This is a genomic window from Luteibacter sp. 3190 (assembly GCF_031456385.1).
In the GTDB taxonomy this organism is placed as follows: domain Bacteria; phylum Pseudomonadota; class Gammaproteobacteria; order Xanthomonadales; family Rhodanobacteraceae; genus Luteibacter.
On sequence record NZ_JAVDUO010000001.1, the window covers coordinates 1386381 to 1409932 of the forward strand.

At 69.1% G+C, this 23552-nt stretch carries 18 protein-coding genes; 7 read left to right on the plus strand and 11 right to left on the minus strand.

Annotated elements, in window-relative coordinates:
* Window positions 1-39: 39 nt before the first annotated feature.
* Window positions 40-768 (plus strand): response regulator transcription factor, encoded by a 729-nt coding sequence (locus tag J2X58_RS06390; RefSeq protein WP_310047074.1) that lies wholly within the window; start codon window positions 40-42, stop codon window positions 766-768.
* Here J2X58_RS06390 and J2X58_RS06395 read toward each other — a convergent pair.
* The gene (locus J2X58_RS06395; RefSeq protein WP_310047076.1) at window positions 728-2386 is read right to left on the minus strand and encodes an ATP-binding protein; all 1659 of its coding nucleotides are present in this window, start codon (window positions 2384-2386) and stop codon (window positions 728-730) included. The genes J2X58_RS06390 and J2X58_RS06395 overlap by 41 nt on opposite strands.
* A 147-nt stretch (window positions 2387-2533) precedes the next feature.
* Here J2X58_RS06395 and J2X58_RS06400 point away from each other — a divergent pair, with 147 nt between their 5' ends.
* The 3 genes from J2X58_RS06400 to J2X58_RS06410 all read left to right on the plus strand — a co-directional run bounded on the left by J2X58_RS06400 (window position 2534) and on the right by J2X58_RS06410 (window position 7322).
* Window positions 2534-4675, plus strand: a complete 2142-nt coding sequence (locus J2X58_RS06400; protein ID WP_310047077.1) for a YadA-like family protein — start codon at window positions 2534-2536, stop codon at window positions 4673-4675.
* 8 nt (window positions 4676-4683) lie between these two features.
* The gene (locus tag J2X58_RS06405; RefSeq protein WP_310047078.1) at window positions 4684-6531 is read left to right on the plus strand and encodes a S8 family serine peptidase; all 1848 of its coding nucleotides are present in this window, start codon (window positions 4684-4686) and stop codon (window positions 6529-6531) included.
* Between the two features lie 95 nt (window positions 6532-6626).
* Entirely contained in the window at window positions 6627-7322 is a 696-nt protein-coding gene (locus J2X58_RS06410; protein WP_310047080.1) for a dienelactone hydrolase family protein, read from the plus strand.
* Between the two features lie 16 nt (window positions 7323-7338).
* On the opposite strand, the gene J2X58_RS06415 is transcribed toward J2X58_RS06410, so the two are convergent.
* From J2X58_RS06415 to J2X58_RS06425, 3 genes are all read right to left on the minus strand, one after another.
* Window positions 7339-10302 carry an ATP-binding protein gene (locus tag J2X58_RS06415; protein WP_310047082.1) on the minus strand — a complete coding sequence of 988 codons (2964 nt, stop codon included), beginning with the start codon at window positions 10300-10302 and terminating at the stop codon, window positions 7339-7341.
* A 126-nt stretch (window positions 10303-10428) separates the two neighbouring features.
* The gene (locus J2X58_RS06420) at window positions 10429-11298 is read right to left on the minus strand and encodes a glyoxalase (protein ID WP_310047084.1); all 870 of its coding nucleotides are present in this window, start codon (window positions 11296-11298) and stop codon (window positions 10429-10431) included.
* A gap of 70 nt (window positions 11299-11368) precedes the next feature.
* A complete protein-coding gene (locus tag J2X58_RS06425) occupies window positions 11369-12169 on the minus strand; it encodes a response regulator transcription factor (RefSeq protein WP_310047085.1) in 801 nt (266 codons plus the stop codon).
* Between the two features lie 260 nt (window positions 12170-12429).
* On the opposite strand from J2X58_RS06425, the gene J2X58_RS06430 reads away from it, so the two are divergent.
* A complete protein-coding gene (locus J2X58_RS06430) occupies window positions 12430-13695 on the plus strand; it encodes a hypothetical protein (protein WP_310047087.1) in 1266 nt (421 codons plus the stop codon).
* Between the two features lie 69 nt (window positions 13696-13764).
* Window positions 13765-14415, plus strand: coding sequence for a response regulator transcription factor (locus J2X58_RS06435; protein WP_310047089.1), 651 nt, complete (start codon window positions 13765-13767; stop codon window positions 14413-14415).
* Between the two features lies 1 nt (window position 14416).
* On the opposite strand, the gene J2X58_RS06440 is transcribed toward J2X58_RS06435, so the two are convergent.
* Window positions 14417-15358, minus strand: coding sequence for an MBL fold metallo-hydrolase (locus J2X58_RS06440; RefSeq protein WP_310047090.1), 942 nt, complete (start codon window positions 15356-15358; stop codon window positions 14417-14419).
* The gene (locus J2X58_RS06445) at window positions 15355-16218 is read right to left on the minus strand and encodes an alpha/beta hydrolase (protein ID WP_090053105.1); all 864 of its coding nucleotides are present in this window, start codon (window positions 16216-16218) and stop codon (window positions 15355-15357) included. Before J2X58_RS06445 ends, J2X58_RS06440 begins: the two co-directional genes overlap by 4 nt.
* A gap of 209 nt (window positions 16219-16427) precedes the next feature.
* Here J2X58_RS06445 and J2X58_RS06450 point away from each other — a divergent pair, with 209 nt between their 5' ends.
* Window positions 16428-17135, plus strand: a complete 708-nt coding sequence (locus tag J2X58_RS06450; protein ID WP_090053103.1) for an alpha/beta hydrolase — start codon at window positions 16428-16430, stop codon at window positions 17133-17135.
* Between the two features lie 52 nt (window positions 17136-17187).
* Here J2X58_RS06450 and J2X58_RS06455 read toward each other — a convergent pair whose 3' ends face one another.
* The 5 genes from J2X58_RS06455 to J2X58_RS06475 all read right to left on the minus strand — a co-directional run bounded on the left by J2X58_RS06455 (window position 17188) and on the right by J2X58_RS06475 (window position 23443).
* Window positions 17188-18138 carry an MBL fold metallo-hydrolase gene (locus J2X58_RS06455; protein ID WP_310047092.1) on the minus strand — a complete coding sequence of 317 codons (951 nt, stop codon included), beginning with the start codon at window positions 18136-18138 and terminating at the stop codon, window positions 17188-17190.
* Entirely contained in the window at window positions 18135-19343 is a 1209-nt protein-coding gene (locus tag J2X58_RS06460) for an MFS transporter (protein ID WP_090053100.1), read from the minus strand. The genes J2X58_RS06455 and J2X58_RS06460 overlap by 4 nt, the downstream gene beginning before the upstream one ends.
* 71 nt (window positions 19344-19414) lie before the next feature.
* Complete coding sequence (locus tag J2X58_RS06465) at window positions 19415-21700, minus strand: molybdopterin cofactor-binding domain-containing protein (RefSeq protein WP_310047095.1); 2286 nt, start codon at window positions 21698-21700, stop codon at window positions 19415-19417.
* Window positions 21697-22188 carry a 2Fe-2S iron-sulfur cluster-binding protein gene (locus J2X58_RS06470; protein WP_310047096.1) on the minus strand — a complete coding sequence of 164 codons (492 nt, stop codon included), beginning with the start codon at window positions 22186-22188 and terminating at the stop codon, window positions 21697-21699. The genes J2X58_RS06465 and J2X58_RS06470 overlap by 4 nt, the downstream gene beginning before the upstream one ends.
* The gene (locus J2X58_RS06475) at window positions 22181-23443 is read right to left on the minus strand and encodes a c-type cytochrome (RefSeq protein WP_310047099.1); all 1263 of its coding nucleotides are present in this window, start codon (window positions 23441-23443) and stop codon (window positions 22181-22183) included. The genes J2X58_RS06470 and J2X58_RS06475 overlap by 8 nt, the downstream gene beginning before the upstream one ends.
* Window positions 23444-23552: the final 109 nt, after the last annotated feature.

The following is a 23552-nucleotide window of genomic DNA, read 5'->3' on the forward strand; positions in this document are numbered from 1 at the left end:
AGGCTACGATGCACGCCTGTCCCGCCGCTCCGACCGATCATGACCCAGCCCCTTCCAGCATTGTCCGTCGCCTTGCTCGAGGACGACGAGGCGCTGCGTGAACGCGTCCTCGCGCCGGAGCTGAAGACCTACGGTTTCGACGTGCGCACCGCCGGCCGTCCCGCGGAACTCGACGCCATCCTCGCGTCCGCGGCGGTCGACGTGGTCGTTCTCGATGTCGGCCTGCCCGATGAAGATGGGTTCAGCATCGTGCGGCGGCTGCGTGGCACGCCGTCGCTTGGCCTCGTCCTCCTGACGGCACGCGACGAGAACACCGATCGCGTGCGCGGCCTGGAAGACGGCGCCGATGCGTATCTGGCGAAACCCGTCGCCCTACCGGTACTCGCCGCGACCATCCGCAGCGTGGCGCGTCGTCTCGCATCCGGCCCGTCGACGAGCGCGGCGAGCGTCGGCGCGGACTGGACGTTTCACGACGGCGGGTGGGTCCTCCGCTCGCCCGACGGAACCTCGGTGGCGCTGACGGCGCATGAGCGCTGCGTGCTCGAGCTCCTGCATGAACGGCGGGGTTTCGCCGTCGAGCGCGACGCGCTCATCGCGGCGCTGTCCGACGGGTCGGGCGATTTCGATCCGCACCGGCTGGAGATGACGATCCATCGGCTGCGCACGAAGGTGTCGCGCGCGAACGCCGGCACGCTGCCCGTCCGTGCCGTGCGCGCACGCGGTTACGTCATGCTGCCGCCGGACGCCCCGGCGACCGGAAGGCGTTGATGGCCATGCGTGCGGCGGCGTCCGCGGCGACGTCGCGCCGGGGTGCGATCACGACAAGGTGACCCGTGCCCTCGGGGACATCCGAGGCCAGGATAACGTCGAGATCGTCGGCGATATGTTCGAGGATCGTCGAGGCTTCGCCGGTGCCGGCCACGGCCACGGCGATGCAGCCCATGTCCTCGAGCGCCGTCGACATGGCGTCGCGGCGCGCATCGTCGGATTCGATCACCATGACGCGGACCGTCGCGAGCGGCCGGTCCTCGACGCGCTCGGGCAGCCAGAGTTCGACCGTGGTACCCAATCCCGGCTCGCTCCTGATCGCGAGATCTCCGCCATTCCGCACGAGCATGTCCTTGACCATCGCCAGTCCGAGCCCGGTCCCCTTGCCCGGCGCTTTCGTCGTGAAGAATGGCTCGCACGCGCGTCGCAGGATGGCCTCGGTCATGCCGGGCCCGCTATCCGTCAGGGTGACGCTGACGCCCATGATGTCGCCTCGGCGCCGCCGGCCGACATGGACGACGAACCGTCCCGACGCGCCCATGGCGTCGCGTGCGTTCGTCGCGACATTGATCAGCGCGAGGTCGAAGTGGCTGCGGTCCATCCAGACCATCGAGGCGGCCGAGGCATCGACGTCGAGCGTCACGGCGGCCGGGAAGATCTGCCGGAGCACCGGCCGGATATCGTCGATCGCCTGCGTGGCGTCGAAGCTTTCCGGCATGGCGCCGCCGCGCCGTGCGAACGCCGTGAGGCGGCGGACCAGCTCGCGGGCGCGCGTCGCCGCCGAACCGATGTCGCGGATCAGCGCGCGCAGCTCGCGCGGCTCATCCACGGCATGGCTTCGCTCCGCCGCGCCCTCGACGATCGCGACGAGGTGGTTGACGTCGTGCGCGATCCCGCCCGAAAGACGCCCCACCGTCTCCATGCGATGGGCGTAGAGCGTCATTTCCTGCGCGCGTTCGCGGGCCTGCATCTCGGCGCGCAGCGCCGCGTTCGCCGACAGCAGTTCGGCACCGGATTTCCTCGCTTCCTCGAGCGCCGCGCGCATCGCCCACACGCAGCGATCGAGCACGAGGGTGATCACGAAGTAGCTCATCGACATCGACGGCGCATTGGCCGCGCCGAGCCACGGACGGGGATAGTTCCGCGCGGTCAGGTGCACCACGTCGACGATGCCTCCGCCCCACATCATGAGGACGATGAGCGCGTAGATCGTCCACAACGAACGCCGGCCGAGGATGAGTCCGCCGAGCACGATGGTCAGCACCGGATAGGTCTGGTCCAGCATCTGCCGCGTCAGGCCGATCGACAGGTACATGATGGCCAGCGCCACGAGCATGGCCGTGACGAACCACTGCACCGCACGCCGCAGGCGTCCCTGGCGAATGAGCCGCACGCAGAGTAACGCCGTCGTCCACACCATCACGTCGACGCCAAGGTCGACCACCATGTCCGGCCGCACGGGCGTCCTGACGAGGAACAGGTGATAGGCCCAGTTGAGCGGCAGCGTCACCATCATGAAGAGCAGCAGGAACTGGATCGCGGGCGAGTGCCGTGCATCGATGGGATCGGTGACGGGCGCCGCCTTCAACCAGGCGATGGCGGGACGAACGACGGGCATGGCAGGGCTCCGGAAAAAGTGAGCGTCCGTGAGGTTTCCGTGCGCGTACGTGCGTGTATTGCAGGCAGATGACGCCTATAAAAGACGCCGCCGTCACCGAGACGGCCCTGCTTCGCAGGCGAAACCAGAACCATCCGGGGAAACCACATGTCCTGCCTGCCATCCTCCCGGCACCCCCGTGCCGGATACGCACCACTGTTCCTTGCGCTTTGCGTCGCGCTTGCCCTGCCCGGCACATCGAACGCAAAAGTCGATGGTAACGCGCCCGAACAGCAAGCGCCCGCCGCGCGCGCGGCGCAGGCGGCGGGAAGCAACTATTTCCAGGGCGACGGTGCCGCGGACGGCAGCGACGACGCCCTGGCGCTGGGCGCGGGATCGGTCGCCGGCGGCGCGTCGTCCGTCGCGGCGGGCGACGCGAGCACGGCGCTCGGCTACTTCGCGCAGGCCTACGGCATCGGCGCGCTCTCGCTGGGCAGTTATTCCCTCGCCGCCGGCGCGCACTCGAGCGCGATCGGCGACGGCGCGACCGCCACATCGGACTATGCGTCGGCGTTCGGCGCGGGAAGCTCGGTGACCGGTACGTCGGCATTGGCCATCGGCGGTTACGCGGAAGGCGTCGACGACTATGGCACGCCGGTGTCGCGTCTCACGTCCGCCTCGGGGCAGGCGGCGACGGCGCTCGGCGGCGGCGCGAACGCCAGCGGCGACTACGCCATCGCCGCCGGATTCGGCGCGAGCGCCACCAGCACCAACGGTACCGCCATCGGCACCGGCGCCCAGGCGACGGGCGCCAGCGCGATCGCCATCGGCGGCGCGGGCCGCGATGCCACGGGTGCGCTGCTCGAATTTTCCCCTGGATCGCCACTGCTCGCGCCGAACGCCGCGGGACTCGCGTCGACATCGATCGGGTCGGGCAGCGAGGCAGTCGGCGACTACGCGACCGCGATCGGCGCCGGGTCGTTCGCGGAGGGCATGTACGCGTTCGCATCGGGCTATACCGCGTACGCCGCGTCGCCCGACAGCATTTCCATGGGACGCCTTTCGGCAGCGACCGGCGACCGCGGTGTCGCGATCGGCATGTTCTCGCGCGCCGTGGACAACGAGGCGACCGCCGTGGGCGGCGCGCACGACTACGGGTTCGGCACGTACCAGGTCACCTCCGCCCTCGCGTTCCGGGCATCGGCGTTCGGCAGCGGCGCCGTCGCGACCGGCGTTTCCGCGACGGCGCTCGGTTCCGCCGCGCAGGCGACCGGCGAGGACAGCATCGCGATCGGCAACTTCGCCGTGGCCAACCTCGAGCAGAAAGGCGCCATTGCCATCGGCGCGTACTCGCAGGTCGACGTCGAGGACGGCGTCGCGCTCGGCTCCGGCGCACGCAACTTCCGCGCCGGGACGGTCTCGTTCGGCAGCGACGGCAGCGACGGATCGCCGGTGCTCCGCCGGCAGCTCACCGGCGTCGCCGACGGCACGGACGATTTCGACGCGGTCAACCTCGGCCAGCTCAACCGTTCGCTGTCCGCCATCGGCGGCCCCGGTGCGAGTTACCTCATCCAGGGCACGGTCTACACGAGCCTGCAGGACGCCTTCGGTGCGGTCGACCGGACGCTGACATCGCTGGCGGACGTGTCGCAGGGACCATCGTCGGGCGTGCCGGCCGGCACCGGTCCCGGACTCGCCGTCGGGACGGGCAGCGCGGCGAGCGACGCGTCGTCGGTCGCCGTCGGATCCGGAGCCTCCGCACCAGCCGCCAACAGCGTCGCGCTCGGCGCCGGTTCCGTCGCGACGGAGGCCGACACCGTCTCGGTCGGCACGCAGGGTCGCGAGCGTCGCGTCAGCAACGTGGCCGCCGGCGTGCACGCCACCGACGCGGCGAACGTCGGCCAGGTCGACGAGGCGTTGACTACGGCGCGCTCGTACGCGGACCAGGGCGACGCCACGACGCTGGCCAAAGCCAATGCGTACACCGATGCGCGCATCGGCAGCTTCGGCGTCGGCCGGAACGAATTCGACGCGTTCCGCGACGAGACGAACCGCCGCTTCCGGTCGCTCGATCGCGATCTCAACCGCACGGGCGCGATGGGTCAGGCGTCGACGCAGATGGCGATCAACGCGGGCGGTGCGTCCACGCAAGGAGGTCGCATCGCCGTCGGCATCGGCACGCAGGGAGGACAGCAGGCCATGGCGGTGGGTTACGCGCGCTCCATCGGGGAACGCGCGCACGTCAGTGTCGGCGGCGCCTTCAGCGGATCGCAGAACTCCGCCGGCGTCGGCTTCGGTTTCGATCTTTGAGGACTTCCATGACCATCCTTCGCTCACTGACCTTCGTTGCCGCGCTCGCGGCCTGCCAGACCACGCTCGCCGCACCCGCCTTCCAGACCCGTCTGATCGTCCGCATGCAGCCCGGCGTCGCGTCGACGGCCGCCAACGCCGCCGCCGTGGTCTCTCGCGCGGCGCAGTCGCGCCTCCGTGGCGGCACCGCGCGGGCGACCGTCCGACCCGTCCGCACCCTCGCCAGCGGCTTCGACGTCGTGGCGATCGACGCGAAGCTTTCCGACGCCGCGCTCGCCGATCTCGTCAACTCGATCGCGGCCGACCCCGCGGTGGCCAGCGTGCGACCCGACCACCTCCGCCACGCGTACGCGAACGCGGCGACCCCGGACGATCCGTATTTCACGCGGTATCAATGGCACCTCCGTCCCGGCAACGGCAGCATGGAAACGATCGGGCGGGATGCGTCCGCCGTCGCCAACCTCGGCGGCGTCAACGCCGTCGACGCATGGCAGGTCGGCATCGGCACCGGCACGACCGTCGCGGTCATCGACACCGGCCTGACGCATCATCCCGACATCGACCTGACACTGGGCGACGCCGGCTACGATTTCATCTCCAGCGGCTTCATCTCCGGGCGCGACACCGACGACCGTGCGCCGGGCGGATGGGACACCGGCGACTGGACCAGCGGCGCGCCGTACGACGCGCCGGGCGGGTGCACCACGCCGGAGGCCGCCGAGGACAGTTCGTGGCACGGCACGCACGTGTCCGGAACCATCGCCGAACTCACGAACAATGGCATCGGCATGGCGGGCGTGGCGCCCGGCGCACGCGTACTCCCGGTTCGCGCGCTGGGCCACTGCGGCGGATACGAGTCGGACATCGCCGATGCGATCGAATGGGCCTCGGGTGGCCACGTGGACGGCGTTCCGGACAACACCCATCCGGCCGACGTCATCAGCATGAGCCTCGGTGGTCCCGGCCAGTGCTATCCGGACTCGCCCGAAGCGATCGCGATCCAGAACGCCGTGTCGCGCGGAATCACGGTGGTCGTCGCCGCCGGCAACAGCGCCGACAACGCCGCCGGCTACTCGCCGGCGAGCTGCCCCGGCGTCATCACGGTGGGCGCGGTCGGTGTCGGCGGCAGGCGCGCGTTCTACTCGAACTGGGGCAGCACCGTCACGGTGGCGGCACCGGGCGGCGGTGCGTATGCCGGCGACGCGGCCTCGGGCGAACTCGTCGACGCGGGCTTCGTCTGGTCGGCGGTCAACACGGGGGCGCACGAACCGGACGAGTCCACCGACGGCTATGCCTATGGCGGCATGGCCGGCACCTCGCAGGCCACGCCACATGTGGCCGGAACCCTCGCCCTGATGATCGCCGCGGCGCGATCGGCCCAACTGCCGGCGCTGACGCCCGCCCAACTCAAATCGCTCCTGGTCAGCACGTCGCGACCGTTCCCGAGCGCGCAGAATCCTTCGCTAGGCGCCGGGATCATCGACGCCAACGCCGCCATCCATGCGGCCGCCGGCACGCCACTGCCGCCGCCTCTGACGATCCTCACGCGCAACGTGCCCGTGACCGGCGCGGCGCTTCCGACGGGTGGTTCGAGCGCATACGCCCTCGACGTTCCGACTGGCGCGCGCGCCCTCACCCTGAGGACGACCGGCGGATCGGGAGACGTCACCCTCTACGCGCGTCTGGGCCAGCTACCCGCCGCGGACGGTTCGGATGCGACGCTCGTCTCGCGGCATGCGGGCAACGCGGAAGTCGTGGCGTCGAGCTCGCCCGCGTCGGGTCGCTGGTACGTGCGTGTCGTGGGCGAAACGCAGAGCGCGAACTTCACCGTCGTCGGCTCGTTCGTACAGCCCTGAGGCTCGGCACGGATCGTCGGCCCACCGGCGTCACGGTAGCGCGGGTATCGTAATCTCTCGGGCGGGGCGTTCCGCCCGACGAAAGGAGCATCACCATGCACGAGAACATCACCGTGACGACCGGCGACGGGCAGTTCGACGCCTTCGTGTCGTATCCCCAGGCCGAGCGCGCACCCGCCGTCGTGGTGCTCCACGAAGTCTTCGGCGTCAACGACGACATCCGTCAGACGTGCGACGCCCTGGCCGGGCAAGGCTTCATCGCCGTGGCGCCGGAGTTGTTCTGGCGGCAGGAGCGAGGCGTCGACCTGAGCGTGACCTCCGAGGCCGACTGGAAGAAGGGCCTTTCGCTCTACATGGCGTACGACCGCGACGCGGGCGTCCGGGACGTCGTCGCGACCATGGCCGCGGCGGCGTCCCTGCCGCGCGCGAGCGGCAAGGTCGGCGTCATGGGTTATTGCCTTGGCGGCCTGATGACCTTCCTTACCGCCGCCCGGCATCCCGTGGATGCCGCCGTGGCCTTCCACGGTGGCGACACCGACAAATACCTGGACGAGGCGGACGCGATCCGCGCCCCCTTGCTCATGCACCTGGCCGACGAGGACGAGTTCATCTCCCAGGACGCGCAAGACGCGATAAAGAAGGCGCTCGACGGCAAGCCCAACGTCACCATTCACAGCTATGCGGGTTGCAACCACGCGTTCTCGCGTCACGGTGGCGCGCATTACAACGCGGAGGCCGCCCGGACCGCGAACGACCGGACGTGGGCGTTCCTGAGGAAGCACCTGGGCTGACCGCGCGCGGTAGCCGTCACGTGCGGGGTTTCGGCACCACCAGCGTCACCGTGGTGCCGCTCCCGTCCGTGTCGATCGACACGCTGCCGCCGATCTCGGTCGCCCGCTCGCGCATCGTCACCATGCCCCAATGCCCCGGACGCCGTCCTTCGGCGGTCACGAGCTCCGGGAGGCCAACGCCGTTGTCCTTCACCGCGACGACGAGATCGGCGTCACCGTAGCGCAGCGTCACTTCGATGGCCGAGGCCCGCGCGTGCGAGAACGCGTTGTTGAGCGCCTCGCGCACGACGTCCATGACGGCCAGGTGCGCGACGTCGTCGAGCGGCGTCTCCTGCCCCTCGACCCGCAGGTGGAAGCTCGCCGCGCTCGCCGAGCCATAATCCTCGCCGACCATCGCGAGGGCCTCGGACAACGGCATGCGGTACGACGCGACGCTCCGCAACGCGATCACGCGCGCCCGCGCCTCCATGATCAGCGACGACAGCTGGTCGGCGACGGTGCGGAACCCCGATCGCAACTCATCGGGCGCCCGCTGGTCGCGTTCCCAGGCGATCACCCTCAGCATGACCCCCGCCATGCCCTGGAGCATGGAATCGTGCAGTTCACGCGCGATGCGGTCGCGCTCGCGAAGCTTCGCGTTGGCGGTCGCCTCCTGCCGTCGACGCACGACGGCCATCCGGAAGAAATGCCCCGCGAACGCGGCGGCGACCACGAGCACGACCATCAGCGCCGCGAACCAGCGCGTCTCGAAGAAAGCGGGCATGGAATCGACCGGCGCCGACAACACACTGGGCGACCAATCCCCCGTCGGTCCCCTCGCCTGCACTTCGAGGCGGAAGCGACCGGGCGGGAGATCCGCGTAGCTGATGCGCGCCTCGTCCGTGGCGTGGCGCCAGTCCGGGTCGACGCCGACGAGCCGATAGCGAAGGTCCACGAATCCCGGATCGCCGAGCGACACCCCCGCGAGCTCGGCGTCGATCGCGCGCGACCCCGGCTGCAACACGCCACCGGCGAGGATCGACGCACCCTTTCCATCGCGCATGTCCAGAAGAACAGGCGACGCGGCGCTCGCGGCGCGAACGTGGCGGGGATCCACGGTGGCCAGGCCCGAAACGCCGGCGACCCAGAGCAAACCATCCGAGGCCAGGTTGAGCGTCGGCAGCGGGCGGACCTGCTGGGCGCCACCCGGCAGGCCATCGGCGGTGGTGAGGATGTCGTACGGAAGGACTCGCGTCGGGTCGTCACGCAACGTGGCCAGGTCGCCCGCCGCCACGCGTATCAGGCCCCTGGCCGTGTTGAACCACGCGTCTCCATCGGGCGTGCGGACGATGCCTGTGACGCCGCGGAGGAGTCCACCGCGGCGAAGCCGCAGCGGGCTGAATGTTCCGTTCTCCACGACCCCGGCACCCGTTTCGCCACCGACGAGGAACGGGTCGCCCGGGCTGATCGCGTTGATCGCGCCGATGGACGGCACGCGGCTCATCAGCGGTGCCGACGTGTCACCCGGCGACAGCGCCGCCAGCGCGCCATCCGCGTAGCCGAACCACGTCGTCCCATCGGGCCCCCGCGCACCGCTCATCGGATACACGGTCGGGAATCCCTCCTTCGCACCGACGTGGCGCCAGTTCGTGCCGTCCACGAGATAGAGTCCCTCGTCCCGGATGCTCACCCAGAAGCGACCCGGTGCCTGCGGCAACACGATCTGCGCGGGATGCACGGGGGCGGCGGGGCCGACGCCGGGCCGTTGCGACATCGTCTCGATCGCGCTGCCCGTCACCCGGTACATCGCGTCGTCGCCCACCAGGACCGCGCTGCCGTCCGGAAGACGCGTCAGTGCCGAGATGGCCTTCTCCCCTCCGATCAGCTCGACGTCCTGACCATCGATGCGTCCGATCTTGTTGTATCCGCCGCGCGTGTACGTGGTCACCAGCGTCGTACCGTCCGCGCCCGGCGACACGCCGAACCAGCCCAGTCCCCTCTCGAAGGCCGTGATGGGTTGCGCGACCGACTTGTGCAGGCGGATCAGTCCCTGCCGTGCGCCCACCCAGATGTCACCGGTCGCGTCGCGCATCAGCGTGAGGGCGGTCAGGTTTCCTGCGGGGACGACGGAGGCGCGCGTTGGACGGCGTCCCTCGCGCATGTCGGCGACGGCGGTGTCGAAAGGCGCCATGCAGAGGCCGTCGCATCCTTGCTGTACCGTCCAGAACGTGCCGTGCGGATCGAACAGCGTGATGTGATTGGTATTCACCGGCGCGGGCCGCGTGGGCATGCCGACACCGGGCACCTCCGTGTACTTGCGGTACGTCACCCAGAGCCTCCCGGTCGGGTCGCCCACGAGCTGGCCGCCGAAGCCGGGTTCGGCGAGCTTCGCGACTTCGACGAAATGCTGCGAGCCTCGCGGCAGGCGATAGATCGCGTCGCCGGCGGCGGTAAGCATGCCACCCTCGGCGTCGCTGGATGGGGTGTCCATCTCGCCCGAGGGCAACGTCCATTCGGGCGCTTCGCACCGCTTCCAGCGATCGCCCTCGAGGACGTACAGCCCGTCGTTCGCGGTGACGAAGGTGCGCCCGTCGGCGTGCACGAACACGCCGCCGATACCGCCCGGAGGCAATCCGGTCGGCACGCTGACCGTGCGCCCGTCCGCCGCGAGATGGATCTCGACGGCATCGCCGTAGAGCACCCATAGGCCGCCCTTCGGGTCGGGAACGACGTCCCTCACCTGGCGCGACGCCGGCAGCGGCCGGGGGGCCACGTCGTATTCGGTGAAGCGATGACCGTCGAAGCGGAACAATCCGTTGTTCGTTCCCAGCCAGAGCGTACCGTCGGTCGTCTGCGCGATATTGCCGACATCCTGCGGCGCACCCTCGGACGCGCCCCACACGGTGACGACGTATCCCGGAATCTTCACATCCTCGGCGGCCACCGCGGTGCAGGCCGAGACGCCCGCGGCGAGGGCCAGCGCGGCCAGGAGCACCTTCATTCGCCGATCGATCCCGTGTCTCACATCGCCACCCCTGAACGTCGCGCGCAGACCGACGCGACATCGTGCGGTCGACTATCGAGGCGCTTGCGTCGACCCGTCAATAGGCCCCGCGGCCCGCACGTTTCACTTTTCGCTGTGCACTTCGGCGACGTGGCCACCGGGAAACTGCAGCATCGCGGCGCGGCGGTCGCCCTCCGCGTGCGCATCGACCACCACTTTCGCACCGCTCGCCCGGGCGCGCGCGAGCGTGGCGTCGAGATCGGACACTTCGTAGCCCGTCACTTCGGTCCCGTAGGGCCAGTCGAGGTGGCCGTCGGTGACGAGCACCGTCGCCTTTCCGTACCCGGATGCGATGCGGATGCGGCGATAGGTGCCGCTGCGCCCGAGTTCGCTACCCGGCGCATCGCGCACATCGGACACCACCTTGCCGTGGGCGAAGCGGACGAAGGCGCCGACGAACGCATCGGCCGACTCCGCGGGAAGGTAGATACGATTCTCCGGCACGTGCTCGAGCGCCGCGTACACAGGCTTTTTCGTGTGCCAGTAGAGCTGCATGTTGACGCCGCCCGGCCAGGCGACGATGGCGTCGCGTCCGATCGGATCGTCGAACGGCGCCACCAGCGTCGCCGCGCCGGCGGCGTTCGCGGCCTTCACCGCCGCGTCGACGTCGGTCACGAGATAGCCCGTGCGCTCCAGGCCGAACGGATACGGCACCGGCGTGCGAAAGCCGAACACCGATACGCTACCGACCGGTGTCTGCACGAGCTGGGAAGACGTGCTCGACGACGTCGGCGTCACGGTGACCACCACCTGCGGGGTGGACCGACCCCCGAACGTGGCCGTGAAGCTCCGGACGAACGCGTCCACATCGGACGGCGCCACGTAAACGTGGGTCGTGTCGTACTGCGCACCGACGGCATAGTCGGGCGTCGAGGCCAGGCTTGCCGACGACGCCAGCAGCGCGAGAGAAGCGATCAGGAAGGTCGGGCGCATGGGAAGAATCCGTGTCATCGGGGGGAAGGAACGCGACGCGATCGTCGATAGGATCGGATGTTTCGTCGTTTCATGCTTGCCGAAAGAACCCGCGCGCCTGGGCCAGGGAGACCGCGTGCGCGCGGTTCCTCGCGCGCAGTTTCGCCATGGCGTTGGAAACGTATTCCTTGACGGTCTCGGGCGAGAGACCGAGCCGCGACGCGATCTGCTTGTTCTCGAAGCCCATCGCCACGCCCCGGAGGACGTCGAGTTCGCGCTCCGAAAGCACTTCCTGGCCCTGGAAGCTGGCCAGCTGCTGCGCCACCTCCGCGTCGATGCGCTGCTCGCCGCGGTGGACCGCACGGATGGTGTCGATCAGGTCGGCGCCTGTCGCACTCTTCAGCAGGTACGCCTGCGCGCCGGCGTTCAGCGCGCGTCGCGCCACGCAGTCACCGGCGAAGGCGGTGACGACGACACTGCGCGCGCCGGGATCCAGTTGACGGATGCCGAGAATCACGCGATCGCCGGGAAAATCCGGCAGCATCATGTCGACGAGCGTCACGTCCGGCCGATGCATGCGAAACAGCGAGATCGCCTCCTGCCCGGTCGCCGCTTCACCCAGCACATGCAGATCCGGGGCGCCGGAAAGAATGGCGACGAGGCCCGCGCGGAACACCGGGTGATCGTCGACGACGAGGATGCGGATGGGCGGCGTGGGTGAAGCCGGGAATGCGGGGTCCAGTGCGGGGTCGAACGGTGGAGCGGTCATGGGTGGAACGGGCGGGCGCTGCAGGAAGGTGTGCGGTACATCGGGTTCGATGACGCCTGAATGAAATGGAAAGGTGGCTCCGGACGATTGCGGATCGGATGCTAACCGCGCACGTCGATGCACTGACCCCCTGTATGGGGGGTCTCTTTTCGCAGCGTCGGGAACCGGCTGCGCCCCGGACGCCCGGTGCAGCGACGTTTTAGTCGTAATGTCACTTGCGCAGCCACAGGCGCGGCCAATCGACGGCGCGCGCACGCTCGCATACTGCACCGGCCGCCGCCGAATGCCGTACCATGTCCGTCGTAAAGTCACCCGCTTTCCTCTCCCGCATTCACTCGCGCACGCGGCACGCCGCCCGATGGGTGCGGATCGCGCTTTCACTGATGCCAGGCGTATGCGTCGCGGATGATTTCCTTTCCGGCGGCCACGTCGACGGGTCGCTTCGCCTCTACGACTACCACCGCATGTACGCGGCGCCTGCGATGCCCGACGCGTCCGCCTTCGCCACCGCGTTGCTCGTCAACCTGCGCACCGGAGAGGCCGATGGGTTCTCCAGTGCGATGTCGCTGGCTTACGCCAACGCCCTCGGAACACGTGACACGCCGGCCAATCGCATCGACGTGACGCTCATGGGAAGGAAGAACGCGATCGGTACGGCCAGCCAGGCCTACGTGCAGTACCGCGCGGCGGGCTGGACCTTACGCGCGGGAGATCAGTACCTCGACACCCCCTGGCAGGGCATGAGCGATTCACGCCTGATTCCCGCGGCTTACCGCGCCGTGAGCGCGCGCTTCGACGCCAGCCCCGGCCTCTCGTTCCAGTTCGCGCGCACATTCCGCTGGAAGAGCCGCACGTCGGAGCGCTTCTTCGCGGACAACCTCTATTACCCCACCCGCTTCGACGGCGATCCGATCTACGGCGGCAACGCGTCGTTGCCTGCCGACGCGCGGGCGTACGACGGCACCTGGCTGGTCGGTGCGACCTACCGGCGCGGCCGGTTCAGCGGACAGACCTGGCTCTACGATTTCCTCCGCTTCGCCCGCATGGCCTACACCGATGGAACATTGACGTTGCCGGCCGTGGGCCGTGCCACGCCCTTCGTCTCCGCGCAGCTCGTCGAGGAATGGACGACGGGCGACAACACCCTCGTGGACACCGGAACGAAGCTTCTGGGCGTGCCCGGACGACGGGTGCGAAGCGAAGTGCTCGGCGTCGATGCCGGTGTGCGCATCGGGCATACGCGTGCCGATGTGGCCTGGAACCGTATCCTCCGTCAGGCCGGGGGAACGATCGGCGGCGGTGCGCTCGTGTCGCCCTTCACGGCGACGTACGCCACCGACCCGCTCTACACGACCTCGATGCTCAGGGGACTGGTCGAGCAAGGCCCGGGGTACGCATGGAAGGCGAAGGTCGCCCAGCAGGTCTTCGGTGAACGGCTGCAGGTGGTGGCGGCGTACACCCGGTACCGCACGCTCTACCGTGGCGACAGCCACGACGTGTACCTCGACGTGATCTACCGTTTCACCGGCGCCCTGAAGGGGCTGCAGCTACGCAACCGCTGGGAACGCTCGACGGGCGGAACGAACAACCTCAACCCCCGCAACCGCCCCTTCTCGTACAACCGCGTGATGTTCTCGTATGCGTTCTGAAGGCCGGGCGCATCGGTGAATCCGGCCATGCAAGCCGTCAAGCCAGACGGCCCGCCCCCGGATATCCTCGTGACCAGTTGGTTCCCTGGCACGGTCATGACGTCCACCGCGATCCGCATCCTCGTCGTCGACGACCATCCCCTGTTCCGCGCCGGCGTCGTGGCCATGCTCGCCGGCGAGCCCGGCATCCTGATCGTCGGGCAGGCCGGAACGGGGGCGGAAGGCATCGAGCTGTTTCGCGCCATGCGGCCGGACGTGGCCGTCGTCGACCTCAAGCTGCCCGACATGGACGGCGACGAGGTCGTCGGCGCCATGCGCAGGATCGAGCCGCTGGCCCGGGTGATCGTCCTGACCACCTATGGCGGCGACGCCGCGGCGCGGCGGACGCTTGCTGCCGGGGCACAGGCCTACCTGCTGAAGACGGCGCTCGCCAACGATCTGATCGGTGTCGTCCGCGACGTGCATGCCGGGCAGCATCGCGTCTCCGCGGAAGTCGCCAGGCGCCTTTCCGAGTACCGCGGCGACGAAGACCTCACCGAACGCGAGCTGTCCGTGCTGCGCGGCGTCGCCGCCGGGATGGAGAACAAACAGATCGCGCGGCACCTCGGGATAGCGGCGGACACGGTCAAGGAGCACCTCTCGCACGCCATGGCGAAGCTTCGCGCGACCAACCGGGCCCACGCGCTCTCCATCGCGCTGGAACGAGGTTATCTCGCCTGATTCACGGCGTACGCGTGTAGTTGACCGGCACCCATGCGTAACCGGATGCCGTGCGCCGGATGTGCCCGAGGCCGGGAAACGAGACGTGCGCAGCGGCCACCCAGTAACCCTTCGCCACCGCCTCGTCCAGCGCGCGCTTGCGCGACGCGGCCGCCGCTTCCTCGTCCACGTCGTAGCGGATCGAGGCGCCGGGCTCCGCGAGCTGCACGGCGGCGACGTGCACCGTATCGCCCCACGCGAGCAGGTGTTCCGACCCGCTCGTGACGAGGTACCAGGTATGCCCCGGCGTATGTCCGGGCGCCGGAATGGCATGGAATCCCGGCAGCACGTCGGTTTCTCCCTGGAACGTCGCGACGCGCCCGGCCTTCAGGTAAGGCCCGAGGGAGTCCATGGCGCCGGGAAACATCGGCAGGAGGATGTCCTTGACCTTGCGCTCGTTAGCCGTGTCGAGCCAGAAATCGGCATCGGCCTTGCTGACGTGGACCGTCGCGTTGGGGAAAAGCATCGTGCCGTTGCGGATCAGTCCGCCGACATGGTCGCGATGCAGATGCGTCAGCAGGATGTCGGTGACGTCCTCCGGACGATAGCCCGAGGCGAGCAGCGCCGTGGGCAGGAACCCGCCGTCGCCCGCGTACAGGGGGCCGGCGCCGGTGTCGATGAGCACCAGGCGATCCGCGGTCTTCACGAGGAAGGCGTTGATGGAACCCTGCACGGGCGAGGCAAGGTACTCGGCCTTCAGAAGATCGTCGACCCTCGCCCGATCCACGTGCGTCAGGAGCTCGTCGGCGGGGAACGGATGCGTGCCGTCGAGCAGCGCGGTGACCTCGTCCGCGCCGACGCGCATACGATAGAAACCCGGGCCCTGCGGGCCGATGCGCACGTCGCCGGCGGCGGCGACCGCCGTCGTGAGCAGGAGCGCGACCATGAGCGCGACGCGTTTCATGCCGCACCCCCTTTCCATCCATCAAGAAAATCGAGCAACAGGCGATTGACGATCTCCGGCTGTTCCTCCTGTGGCAGATGACCGCACTGGGCGATCGGCTCCGCGCGAAGATCCGTCGCCATGCCGCGCCAGACGGCCGCCATGTCGAACGTGCCGCCGACGGCTTCGAAGTCGGCCCCCCAGATCGACATCGTCGGGCACGCGATGAGGCGATCGGCGTCTTCCTGGTCCTGCAGCACGTCCTCGGGCGCCGCCCGATAATCGGCCATGGCGCCGCGCACCGCGCCCGGTTCGCGATACGCCGCGACGTAGGCGTCGAAGTCCGCGCCCGCGATGGTGTGCGGGTCGTAGCACCAGTCGCTGAAGAAGTGGCGTAGCCAGACGTCCTCGCGCCCCGCGATGAGCGCTTCGGGCAGGTCGGGCACCTGGTGGAACGTGAAGAACCAGTAGGCCTTCGCGACCTTCGCGTTCATCGATGTCGCGACGATCCGCGTGGGCACGTTGTCCATCACCACGAGACGGTCCAGGCGATCGGGATGATCCTTGGCGAAACGCGTCGCCACACGCGCGCCGCGGTCGTGACCCACCAGCGCGATGCGATCGATGCCCAGATGGTCGAGCAACGCGATCAGGTCGTTCGCCATCGTGCGTTTGTCGTAGCCGGACGCCGGCTTGTCGGTCTTGCCGTAGCCACGCAGGTCCGGCGCGATGACGCGATACGTCTTCGCCAGCACCGGGATCTGGTGACGCCAGGCGTAGTTCGTCTCGGGGAAGCCATGGAGGAGGACGACCGGCGCGCCCTCCCCCGCCTCGATGAAATGCTGGCGGATGCCGTTGGCCTTGACGGTATGGTGTTTCATTGCGCTTCGACGGAAACCAGGAAGAGCTTCAGCGTAACGACACGAGAGAAGCCGCAATAGCACGAATGGAACGCCCGTTGGCCCGGCGTGAGCACGCGCGTAGCACGATCGTCCGCTTCGTCTTCCTGCAAGCCCGATGCCCCTGGTTGGCCTAGCGTGTGGCGATCGCTTCCCGACCCACCGTCGCTTGCTCCATCGAAGGAACCATCATGAACGCCACGTCACAACCCGCACCCACCATCGTCCTCATCCACGGCGCCTGGGCCGACGGCTCCAGCTGGAGCGCCGTGATTCCCCGGCTGCTCGCGAAGGGCCTGAAGGCCGTCGCCGTGCAGAATCCCCTTACCTCCCTTGCCGACGACGTCGCCGCGACGAAGCGCGTGATCGATTTCGTCGACGGGCCGGTCGTTCTCGTCGGTCACAGCTGGGCGGGATTCGTCGTCACCGAGGCCGGTGAGGACGCGAAGGTGAAATCGCTCGTGTACGTCTCGGCCTTTTCCGGCGATGTCGGCAACACGACCGGAGAGCTGGTCGGCAAGTATCCGTCGCCGCCGGCACTCGGCGGCATCCGCGACGACGGCAACGGCTTCGTCTATCTCTCCGAACAGGCGTTCGTCGACGACGTCGCACAGGACCTTCCGGCGGACACGGCGCGGCTTCTCGCCGCCACGCAAGGGCCTCTCGCCAAGAGCACGTTCGCCGATGCGTTGACGAAAACCGCATGGCGCACCCGCCCGTCGTGGTTCATCCTCTCGACGAGCGACCGCGCGGTGTCGCCGGATCTCCAGCGCGACGCGGCGAAGCTGATGGGTTCGACCGTCACGGAAGTCCCGTCGAGCCACATGTCGCTCCTGTCCCACGCCGACGCGGTCGTCGATGCCATCGTGGCCGCCGCCGCGGCGGCCACGCGAGGCTGAGCGAACCCACGGAAGAACAAGGGCGCCCACGGCGCCCTTGTTCCTGCTGCTCTTACGGTGCGATGGGCGTCCACGTGTAGCCGCTTGCCGCCTTGCCCACCGTGCCGATCCCGGGGAACGCGATATGGGCTCCGGCGACCCGGTACCGCGAGGCGCTCGCTGCCGAAAGCGCCTTCTCGCGCGTCTTCACCGCGTCGGCGGGCGTGCTGTCGAAGTGGATCGTGACCTTCGGATCGGGAAACTGCGCGACCGCGAGATGGATGACGTCGCCCCAGACGAGCAGCACCTCGCCGCCGTTCTCGACACGGAAGCCACTGTGGCCTTCGGTATGTCCGGGCTCGCTCACCGCGGTGATACCCGGACCGACACGCTCGCCCTCGGTGAACGTCCTGACGTGACCGGCCGCTTCGTAGGCCCCAAGCGCCATCGGTACCGCCTCGAACGTGTTCTTCACGGAGCCATCGACCTTGTCGAGGTTGCCGCGGTTCTCCCAGAACGCCTTCTCACGCGCGTCCACGCGCACGGTAGCGTTCGGATACACCATCCGGCCACGGTCGACGAGTCCGCCGACGTGATCCGCATGCAGGTGCGTGATGAGTATCTCGTCGATCTGATCGGGGCGATAACCCGCCGCCTGAAGATGCTGGTTCACCTGGCCCAGCGTGGGCCCGAGCAGCACGCCGGATCCCGTATCGATGAGGATGCGTTTGTCCCCGGTGTCGATGAGGAACGCATTGACGGAGGTCGGCACGTCGTCGCCGAGGTGCGCCTTCGCGAGGGCGTCCCGGACCTCGCCCTTGCGGGCGTCGACCATGAGCTTCGATGCCGGGAGCGTGAAGCTGCCGTCGGAAAGCGCGACGACGGTGATCTTCCCGAACGGCATTTTCAGGAAGCCGGCGGATGAGGCATCGCCCGCGTGCGCCACGGACGCGGCCGCCATCGCGAAGCAGAAGGTGGTCGCGGCACGCAGGGAACAGGATCGGATCAGCGAGATGGCAGTCATGGTGAGTTTCCGTCGATTCGGTCGAGCGAGTGAGGTGAGGGACGCCGTGCGACGTTGAGCAGCAGCGCGCCGACGGGAAGCACACCGCCGAGAACGCACACCGCGGCCCAGCCGCCATGACCCCATGCCGTGGACGCCGCGAGCGAACCGAGCGCGCCGCCCACGAACATCGTGGTCATGAAGAGCGTATTGAGGCGGCTCTTGTACTCGGGGTGCAGGCCGTAGATGAGGTGCTGGTTCGAGACGAGGGAAATCTGCACGCCGAAGTCGAGCACGATCACACCGACGACGAGGCCGGCGATGCCCTGCCAGAACCCGAACACGAGCCACGCGACGATCGTGGACGCCGCGCCCAGCGCGATCACGGGCGCCGGCCCGCGACGGTCCGCCATGCGGCCTGCCACGGGCGCCATGGCCACGCCGACCGCGCCGACGATGCCGAACAAGCCCGCCGATGCCGCGCCGAGATGGAGAGGCGGCTGGGCGAGGCGAAGCGCGAGCGTCGTCCAGAACGCCGAGAACGACGCGAACAGCAGCGCCTGGGTGAACGCCGCGCGCCGCAGCACGGGCTCGTTACGCCAGAGGTGAACCAGCGAGCCGAACAGCTCGCGATAGCGAACCTTTCTCGCCGGATGGTGTGCCGGAAGGGTCCGCGCCATGAGCACCGCCCCGAGGACGGCCAGCGGCACCGCCAGCCAGAACATCGCGCGCCAGCCCGCGAGACTCGAGACGAGACCGGCGAGCGTGCGGCTGAGGAGGATGCCCGTGAGCAGGCCGCTCATCACCGTGCCGATGGCGGCGCCCCGTTTCTCCGGCGCGGACAGGATGGCCGCGAACGGCACGATCTGCTGCGCGACGGTGGCGGCCGCGCCGACCAGCACCGACGCGATGGCCAGCACGGCGAGTCCCGGTGCCAGCGCCATGATCACCAGGGCGAGCGCGAGCACGCCGAACTGCACGACGATCAGCCTGCGCCGCTCGAGCATGTCACCCAGCGGCAGCAGGAACAGCAGTCCCGCGGCGTAGCCGAGCTGGGTGAGCGTGGGGATCCAGCCACCGACACGGGCGTCGTGGAACGCGCCCGACATCACGCCGAGCATGGGTTGGTTGTAATAGATCGACGCGACCGCGAGACCCGCGGCGAGCGCCATGGCGAACAGCGTGCCCCGACCGGGACCGCCGACGGATTGGGTGGATGACGACATGCTGCACTTCCAGGGAACGAATCAGGGGACGCATGCTACGCGCTGGACGGGCCACGCGCGTCACCGCGACATCATGGCCATAGGTGGGGAACGAGCGGCAACCGGAGCGGACGACGGCCGGTGGCCTGTCCGACGGCCGACACGAGAGCCGCCGCGGTGGGTCCCTGCGCGATCTCGGCCGCGCCGAGGAACGGCATGCCCGGCTGGTCGATCATGTGCACGTCGACGCGCGCCGGCACCTGCGGAAAACGCAGGATGGGATAGCTCTGCCAGTCGACGCTCTCCACGCCGACGGCGCCGATGCGCACCTGTTCGTACAGCGTCCAGCTCGACGATTGCACGATGCCGCCTTCGATCTGGTTCGTCAGGCCGTCGGGATTGACGATCTGGCCGCAGTCGACCGCCGTCACCACGCGATCGATGCGCACGGCTCGCCGGTCGGGACCGACCTCGACTTCCAGCGCGATCGCGCAATAGCCCATCAGGTTCTTGTAGCGGGCGAAGGCGAAACCCACGCCGCGGTTCGGCGGCAGCGCCGGATTGGCCGTCCACCCGAACGCCTCGGCCGCCCGCTGGATGACCGCCTTCGCACGCGGGTCGTCGAGCTGCGCGAGCCGGTAAGCCACGGGGTCCTTGCCATGCGCGGCGGCGAGCCGGTCCATCATCGCTTCGATGGTGACCACGTTGATGTGCGCGCCCAGCGACCGCATGGCCGACGTGCGGAAGGGCATCTGCGTGACGAAGTGCATGTCGACCCGCACATCCGGCACGCGGTAGAGCGGGACGGCGTTCCGGTCCGCGTCGCCCTCCGGCTGCGGAATGGGCGACGGCGGCGACGGCGCGATCGGCTGGCTGACGAGCCAGGCGGGAAGCAAGCGGCCGGGGTTGGTGATGCGTTCGTTGTGCGGCGTGCTCCAGAGCGCGTGACGCCACGCCGTGAGCGCGCCGTCCGCGTCTGTCGCGACCTCGAGGCTCGTCTCCATGGCCGGCCCGAGCGGTTCCCAGCCGGCCTCCTGGTCGCGCATCCACTGCACCCGGATCGGCGCGCCCGGCATGCGATGCGCCAGCAGCGCCGCGTCGGCGGCCACGTCGTCGGCGCCGTTGTGGCCGTAGCAGCCGGACCCCTCGACGTGCACGCAGCGGACCTGCTCCTTCGGCAGGCCGAGCAGGCCCGCGATGCCCGCCCGCAACGGGAACACGCCCTGGCTGTGCGTCCACACGGTGAGCATGCCGTCCCGCCAGACCGCCAGCGCGCAGGACGGACCGATGGACCCGTGGAGCACGTACTGCTTCGTGGCTTCGACACGCTCGACGCGCGCACCGGTCAACGTCGCCGGCGCCGCGGCGTTCGCCACGGGCGCCGCCTGATGCACCTCGTCGTCACCACCCTGTCGCGTCGTGACATAGTCGAGCCGGGGAAGCGTCTTCAGCACGTCATGGATGGTGGCGTTGTCCGGAAACGTCTCCGTCTGGCGCCAGCGCGCCGACGCCTGCAGCGCGCGCATCGCGAGCACCGCCTGCCATTCGCCGCGCGCGACGACGGCGAGGTAATCGCCATCGCGGACGACACGCACCACGCCCGGCATTCGCGACACGGCATCGACGTCCGCCGAGACAAGCGTGGCTCCGTGGTTCGGCGGCCGCACGACGCGCGCATGGAGCATGCCGTCGGGTCGCATGTCCTGCACGTACGCCGCGCCGCCCGTGACCTTCGCGAGGATGTCGACGCGGGGAACGCTCTTGCCGATGTAGCGATAGGCCGAAGGATCGGACGGAGGCGACGTCTCCGTGGCCATGCGGTGCAGGTCGAGACCGGCCGCGGCGTCCTCGTAGGTGAGTTGCCTCCCGTCTGCGGCCTTGATGATGCCATTCTCGAGCACGAGCCGTTCCGGCGGCACGGCGAGCTTGCGCGCGGCCGCGTCGACGAGCATCGCCCGCACCTGCGCCGCCGCGTGGAAGATGGCGGTACCGCCGTCGGCCATCGTGTGCGACCCCGCGGTGTAGCCTTCGTCGGGCGTCAGCGCGGTATCGGCCGTGACGAAGCGAAACCGCTCCAGCGGCAAGGCCAGCTGGTCCGCCGCCACTTGCCAGAGTGCCGTTCGAACGCCCGTGCCCAGCTCGACCTTCCCGCTGCACACCGTGACGCCCGAAGCATCGATCCGTATCCACGCGTCCAGCATCGGCTCGATCTTGAGGTCGCCCGGCAGCTTCGGATTCAGGACGGTGGCCCCCAGCGTGTTCTCCTGCCCCGCGCTCACACGCAGGGAGCCGAACAGCGCGAAGCTGACCATCAGACCGCCACCGGCCAGGAAAGCGCGACGGCTCCTGCTGACGGGTTCGTCCCTATCGGTGGTCATGATGCCGGCCCCTTCTCCCCGGCGCGGTGCAGTTCGCCCGCGGCGGCGACGTCCCGTATCGCGTCCAGGATGCGCATGTGCGTGCCACAGCGGCACAGATTGGGATTCATATGCTCGCGGATCTGCTGTTCGGTCGGGTGCGCCACGCGCTCCAGCAACGCCTGGGCCCGCACGATCATGCCCGCGATGCAGTAGCCGCACTGCACGGCCTGCCGCTCGATGAAGGCCTGCTGCAGGGGCCCTGGCTTCGCGGGTGTTCCAAAGCCTTCGACGGTGCGGACCCGACTACCGGCCGTGGACGACACGGGATAGAGGCAGGAGAACACGGGCCGATCGTCGACGAGCACGGTGCACGCACCGCACTGCCCCATCCCGCAGCCGAACTTGGCGCCATTGAGCGCCAGTTCGTTGCGCAACACATAAAGCAGCGGCGTGGCGGGATCGACGTCCACGCGATGTGTCGCACCGTTGACGGTCAGTTCAATCATGGGACAGATCCTTGCGTGCGCGACGCACCTCGTCCCGCACATCGGGCCAGGGTGGCTGGCTGGTGGTCGACCGCAGATAGACGACGAGATCGGCGATCTGGTCGTCCGTCAGGTTGTCTGCGAAAACGGGCATGTACGCGGTCGGCTTCGGGTGCGATGGCCACGGGATGCCCTGCAGCACCGTCATGATGGCGTTGCGTGGCGTCGGCCCCTGGAGCGCGGAACTGGCGGTCAGCGGGGGGCGTCCTAGGTGGGTTTCCATGGGACCGCCATCGCCATGGCACGTCGCGCACACCCCATCGAACAGGGCATGTCCCCGTGCGACCTGCGAGACATCGGCCACCGCGCCCGCCTTGGGTGCCGTCGGCGGCTGCGAGGCCTGAATCGTCATCAGGTAGGTGGCGATCGCGTGCACATCCTCCGGCGGCACGTCCCCGAGGTTGTCGGTGACCGGCCGCATGGGGCCCGCCGACGCTCCGTGTTCGCTCGCCAGACCGGTGGTCAGGTAGGCCGACAGTTGTTCCGCCGTCCACGGGCGCGGCGCGTGCGCGAGCACGTCGAGCGCGGGTGCATGCCATCCGTCGACATCGCCGCCGCCGAGGTACCTGCCGGATTCGCCGCCGATGATCCCGAGAGCTGTGTGGCACGACGAGCAATGGCCCAGCCCCTCGACGAGATATCGTCCGCGCTCGCGCGGCGAGGCATCCAGGGCCGGTGCCGCGCCGGGTCGCAGGTAGAGCAGGTTCCACACGGCGAGCGCCGGACGAAACCGCAACGGAAGCGGCAGATCGTTGCGCGGCGCGGGCGCGTGCACCGCCGGCTGTGTCATGAGATACGCGTAAGCGGCCCGAAGGTCGTCGTCGGTGACCTTCGTGTAATGGATGTAGGGAAACGCGGGATAAAGAAGATGCCCGTCGCGCGACACGCCACGGCGCATCGCACGCATGAAGGCATCGAGCGACCATGCCCCGATGCCCGTCTCGACGTCGGGCGTGATGTTCGTGGTGTAGATGACGCCGAACGGTGTCCGGAGGCCAAGGCCGCCCGAGAACGCCGGGTGGCCCTCCGGCGAATGGCACACGGCGCAGTCACCCAGGGCGACCACCTTTCGTCCTTTCGAAACGAGTGCCGGCGTGATCGCGATGTCGGGCGACTTCACCGGCGAAATCGCCGGCTGCCACGCGATGGCCGCGAAGACGATGACGCCTGCGAGAAGTACCGCACCCGCCAGGTATCCTGTTCGTCTCCAGCGCATCGTTCCGATCCCGGTTCTTCGGGCGCACGCCCCATGTACCCGGCATGCTGCTACAGCGGGCGCGCGAGGGATTGAACGAATGTCAGTCGTCAGGAATTACACGACGCGA

Bases quoted from the DNA above. Each gene is read 5' to 3' on its own strand.
- J2X58_RS06465 (WP_310047095.1), bottom strand. From the start codon at position 21,700: ATGACCACCGATAGGGACGAACCCGTCAGCAGGAGCCGTCGCGCTTTC.
- J2X58_RS06445 (WP_090053105.1), bottom strand. From the start codon at position 16,218: ATGAAACACCATACCGTCAAGGCCAACGGCATCCGCCAGCATTTCATC.
- J2X58_RS06415 (WP_310047082.1), bottom strand. From the start codon at position 10,302: ATGAAGGTGCTCCTGGCCGCGCTGGCCCTCGCCGCGGGCGTCTCGGCC.
- J2X58_RS06400 (WP_310047077.1), top strand. From the start codon at position 2,534: ATGTCCTGCCTGCCATCCTCCCGGCACCCCCGTGCCGGATACGCACCA.
- J2X58_RS06470 (WP_310047096.1), bottom strand. From the start codon at position 22,188: ATGATTGAACTGACCGTCAACGGTGCGACACATCGCGTGGACGTCGAT.
- J2X58_RS06395 (WP_310047076.1), bottom strand. From the start codon at position 2,386: ATGCCCGTCGTTCGTCCCGCCATCGCCTGGTTGAAGGCGGCGCCCGTC.
- J2X58_RS06420 (WP_310047084.1), bottom strand. From the start codon at position 11,298: ATGCGCCCGACCTTCCTGATCGCTTCTCTCGCGCTGCTGGCGTCGTCG.
- J2X58_RS06475 (WP_310047099.1), bottom strand. From the start codon at position 23,443: ATGCGCTGGAGACGAACAGGATACCTGGCGGGTGCGGTACTTCTCGCA.
- J2X58_RS06450 (WP_090053103.1), top strand. From the start codon at position 16,428: ATGAACGCCACGTCACAACCCGCACCCACCATCGTCCTCATCCACGGC.
- J2X58_RS06410 (WP_310047080.1), top strand. From the start codon at position 6,627: ATGCACGAGAACATCACCGTGACGACCGGCGACGGGCAGTTCGACGCC.
- J2X58_RS06430 (WP_310047087.1), top strand. From the start codon at position 12,430: ATGCCAGGCGTATGCGTCGCGGATGATTTCCTTTCCGGCGGCCACGTC.
- J2X58_RS06460 (WP_090053100.1), bottom strand. From the start codon at position 19,343: ATGTCGTCATCCACCCAATCCGTCGGCGGTCCCGGTCGGGGCACGCTG.
- J2X58_RS06390 (WP_310047074.1), top strand. From the start codon at position 40: ATGACCCAGCCCCTTCCAGCATTGTCCGTCGCCTTGCTCGAGGACGAC.
- J2X58_RS06455 (WP_310047092.1), bottom strand. From the start codon at position 18,138: ATGACTGCCATCTCGCTGATCCGATCCTGTTCCCTGCGTGCCGCGACC.
- J2X58_RS06440 (WP_310047090.1), bottom strand. From the start codon at position 15,358: ATGAAACGCGTCGCGCTCATGGTCGCGCTCCTGCTCACGACGGCGGTC.
- J2X58_RS06405 (WP_310047078.1), top strand. From the start codon at position 4,684: ATGACCATCCTTCGCTCACTGACCTTCGTTGCCGCGCTCGCGGCCTGC.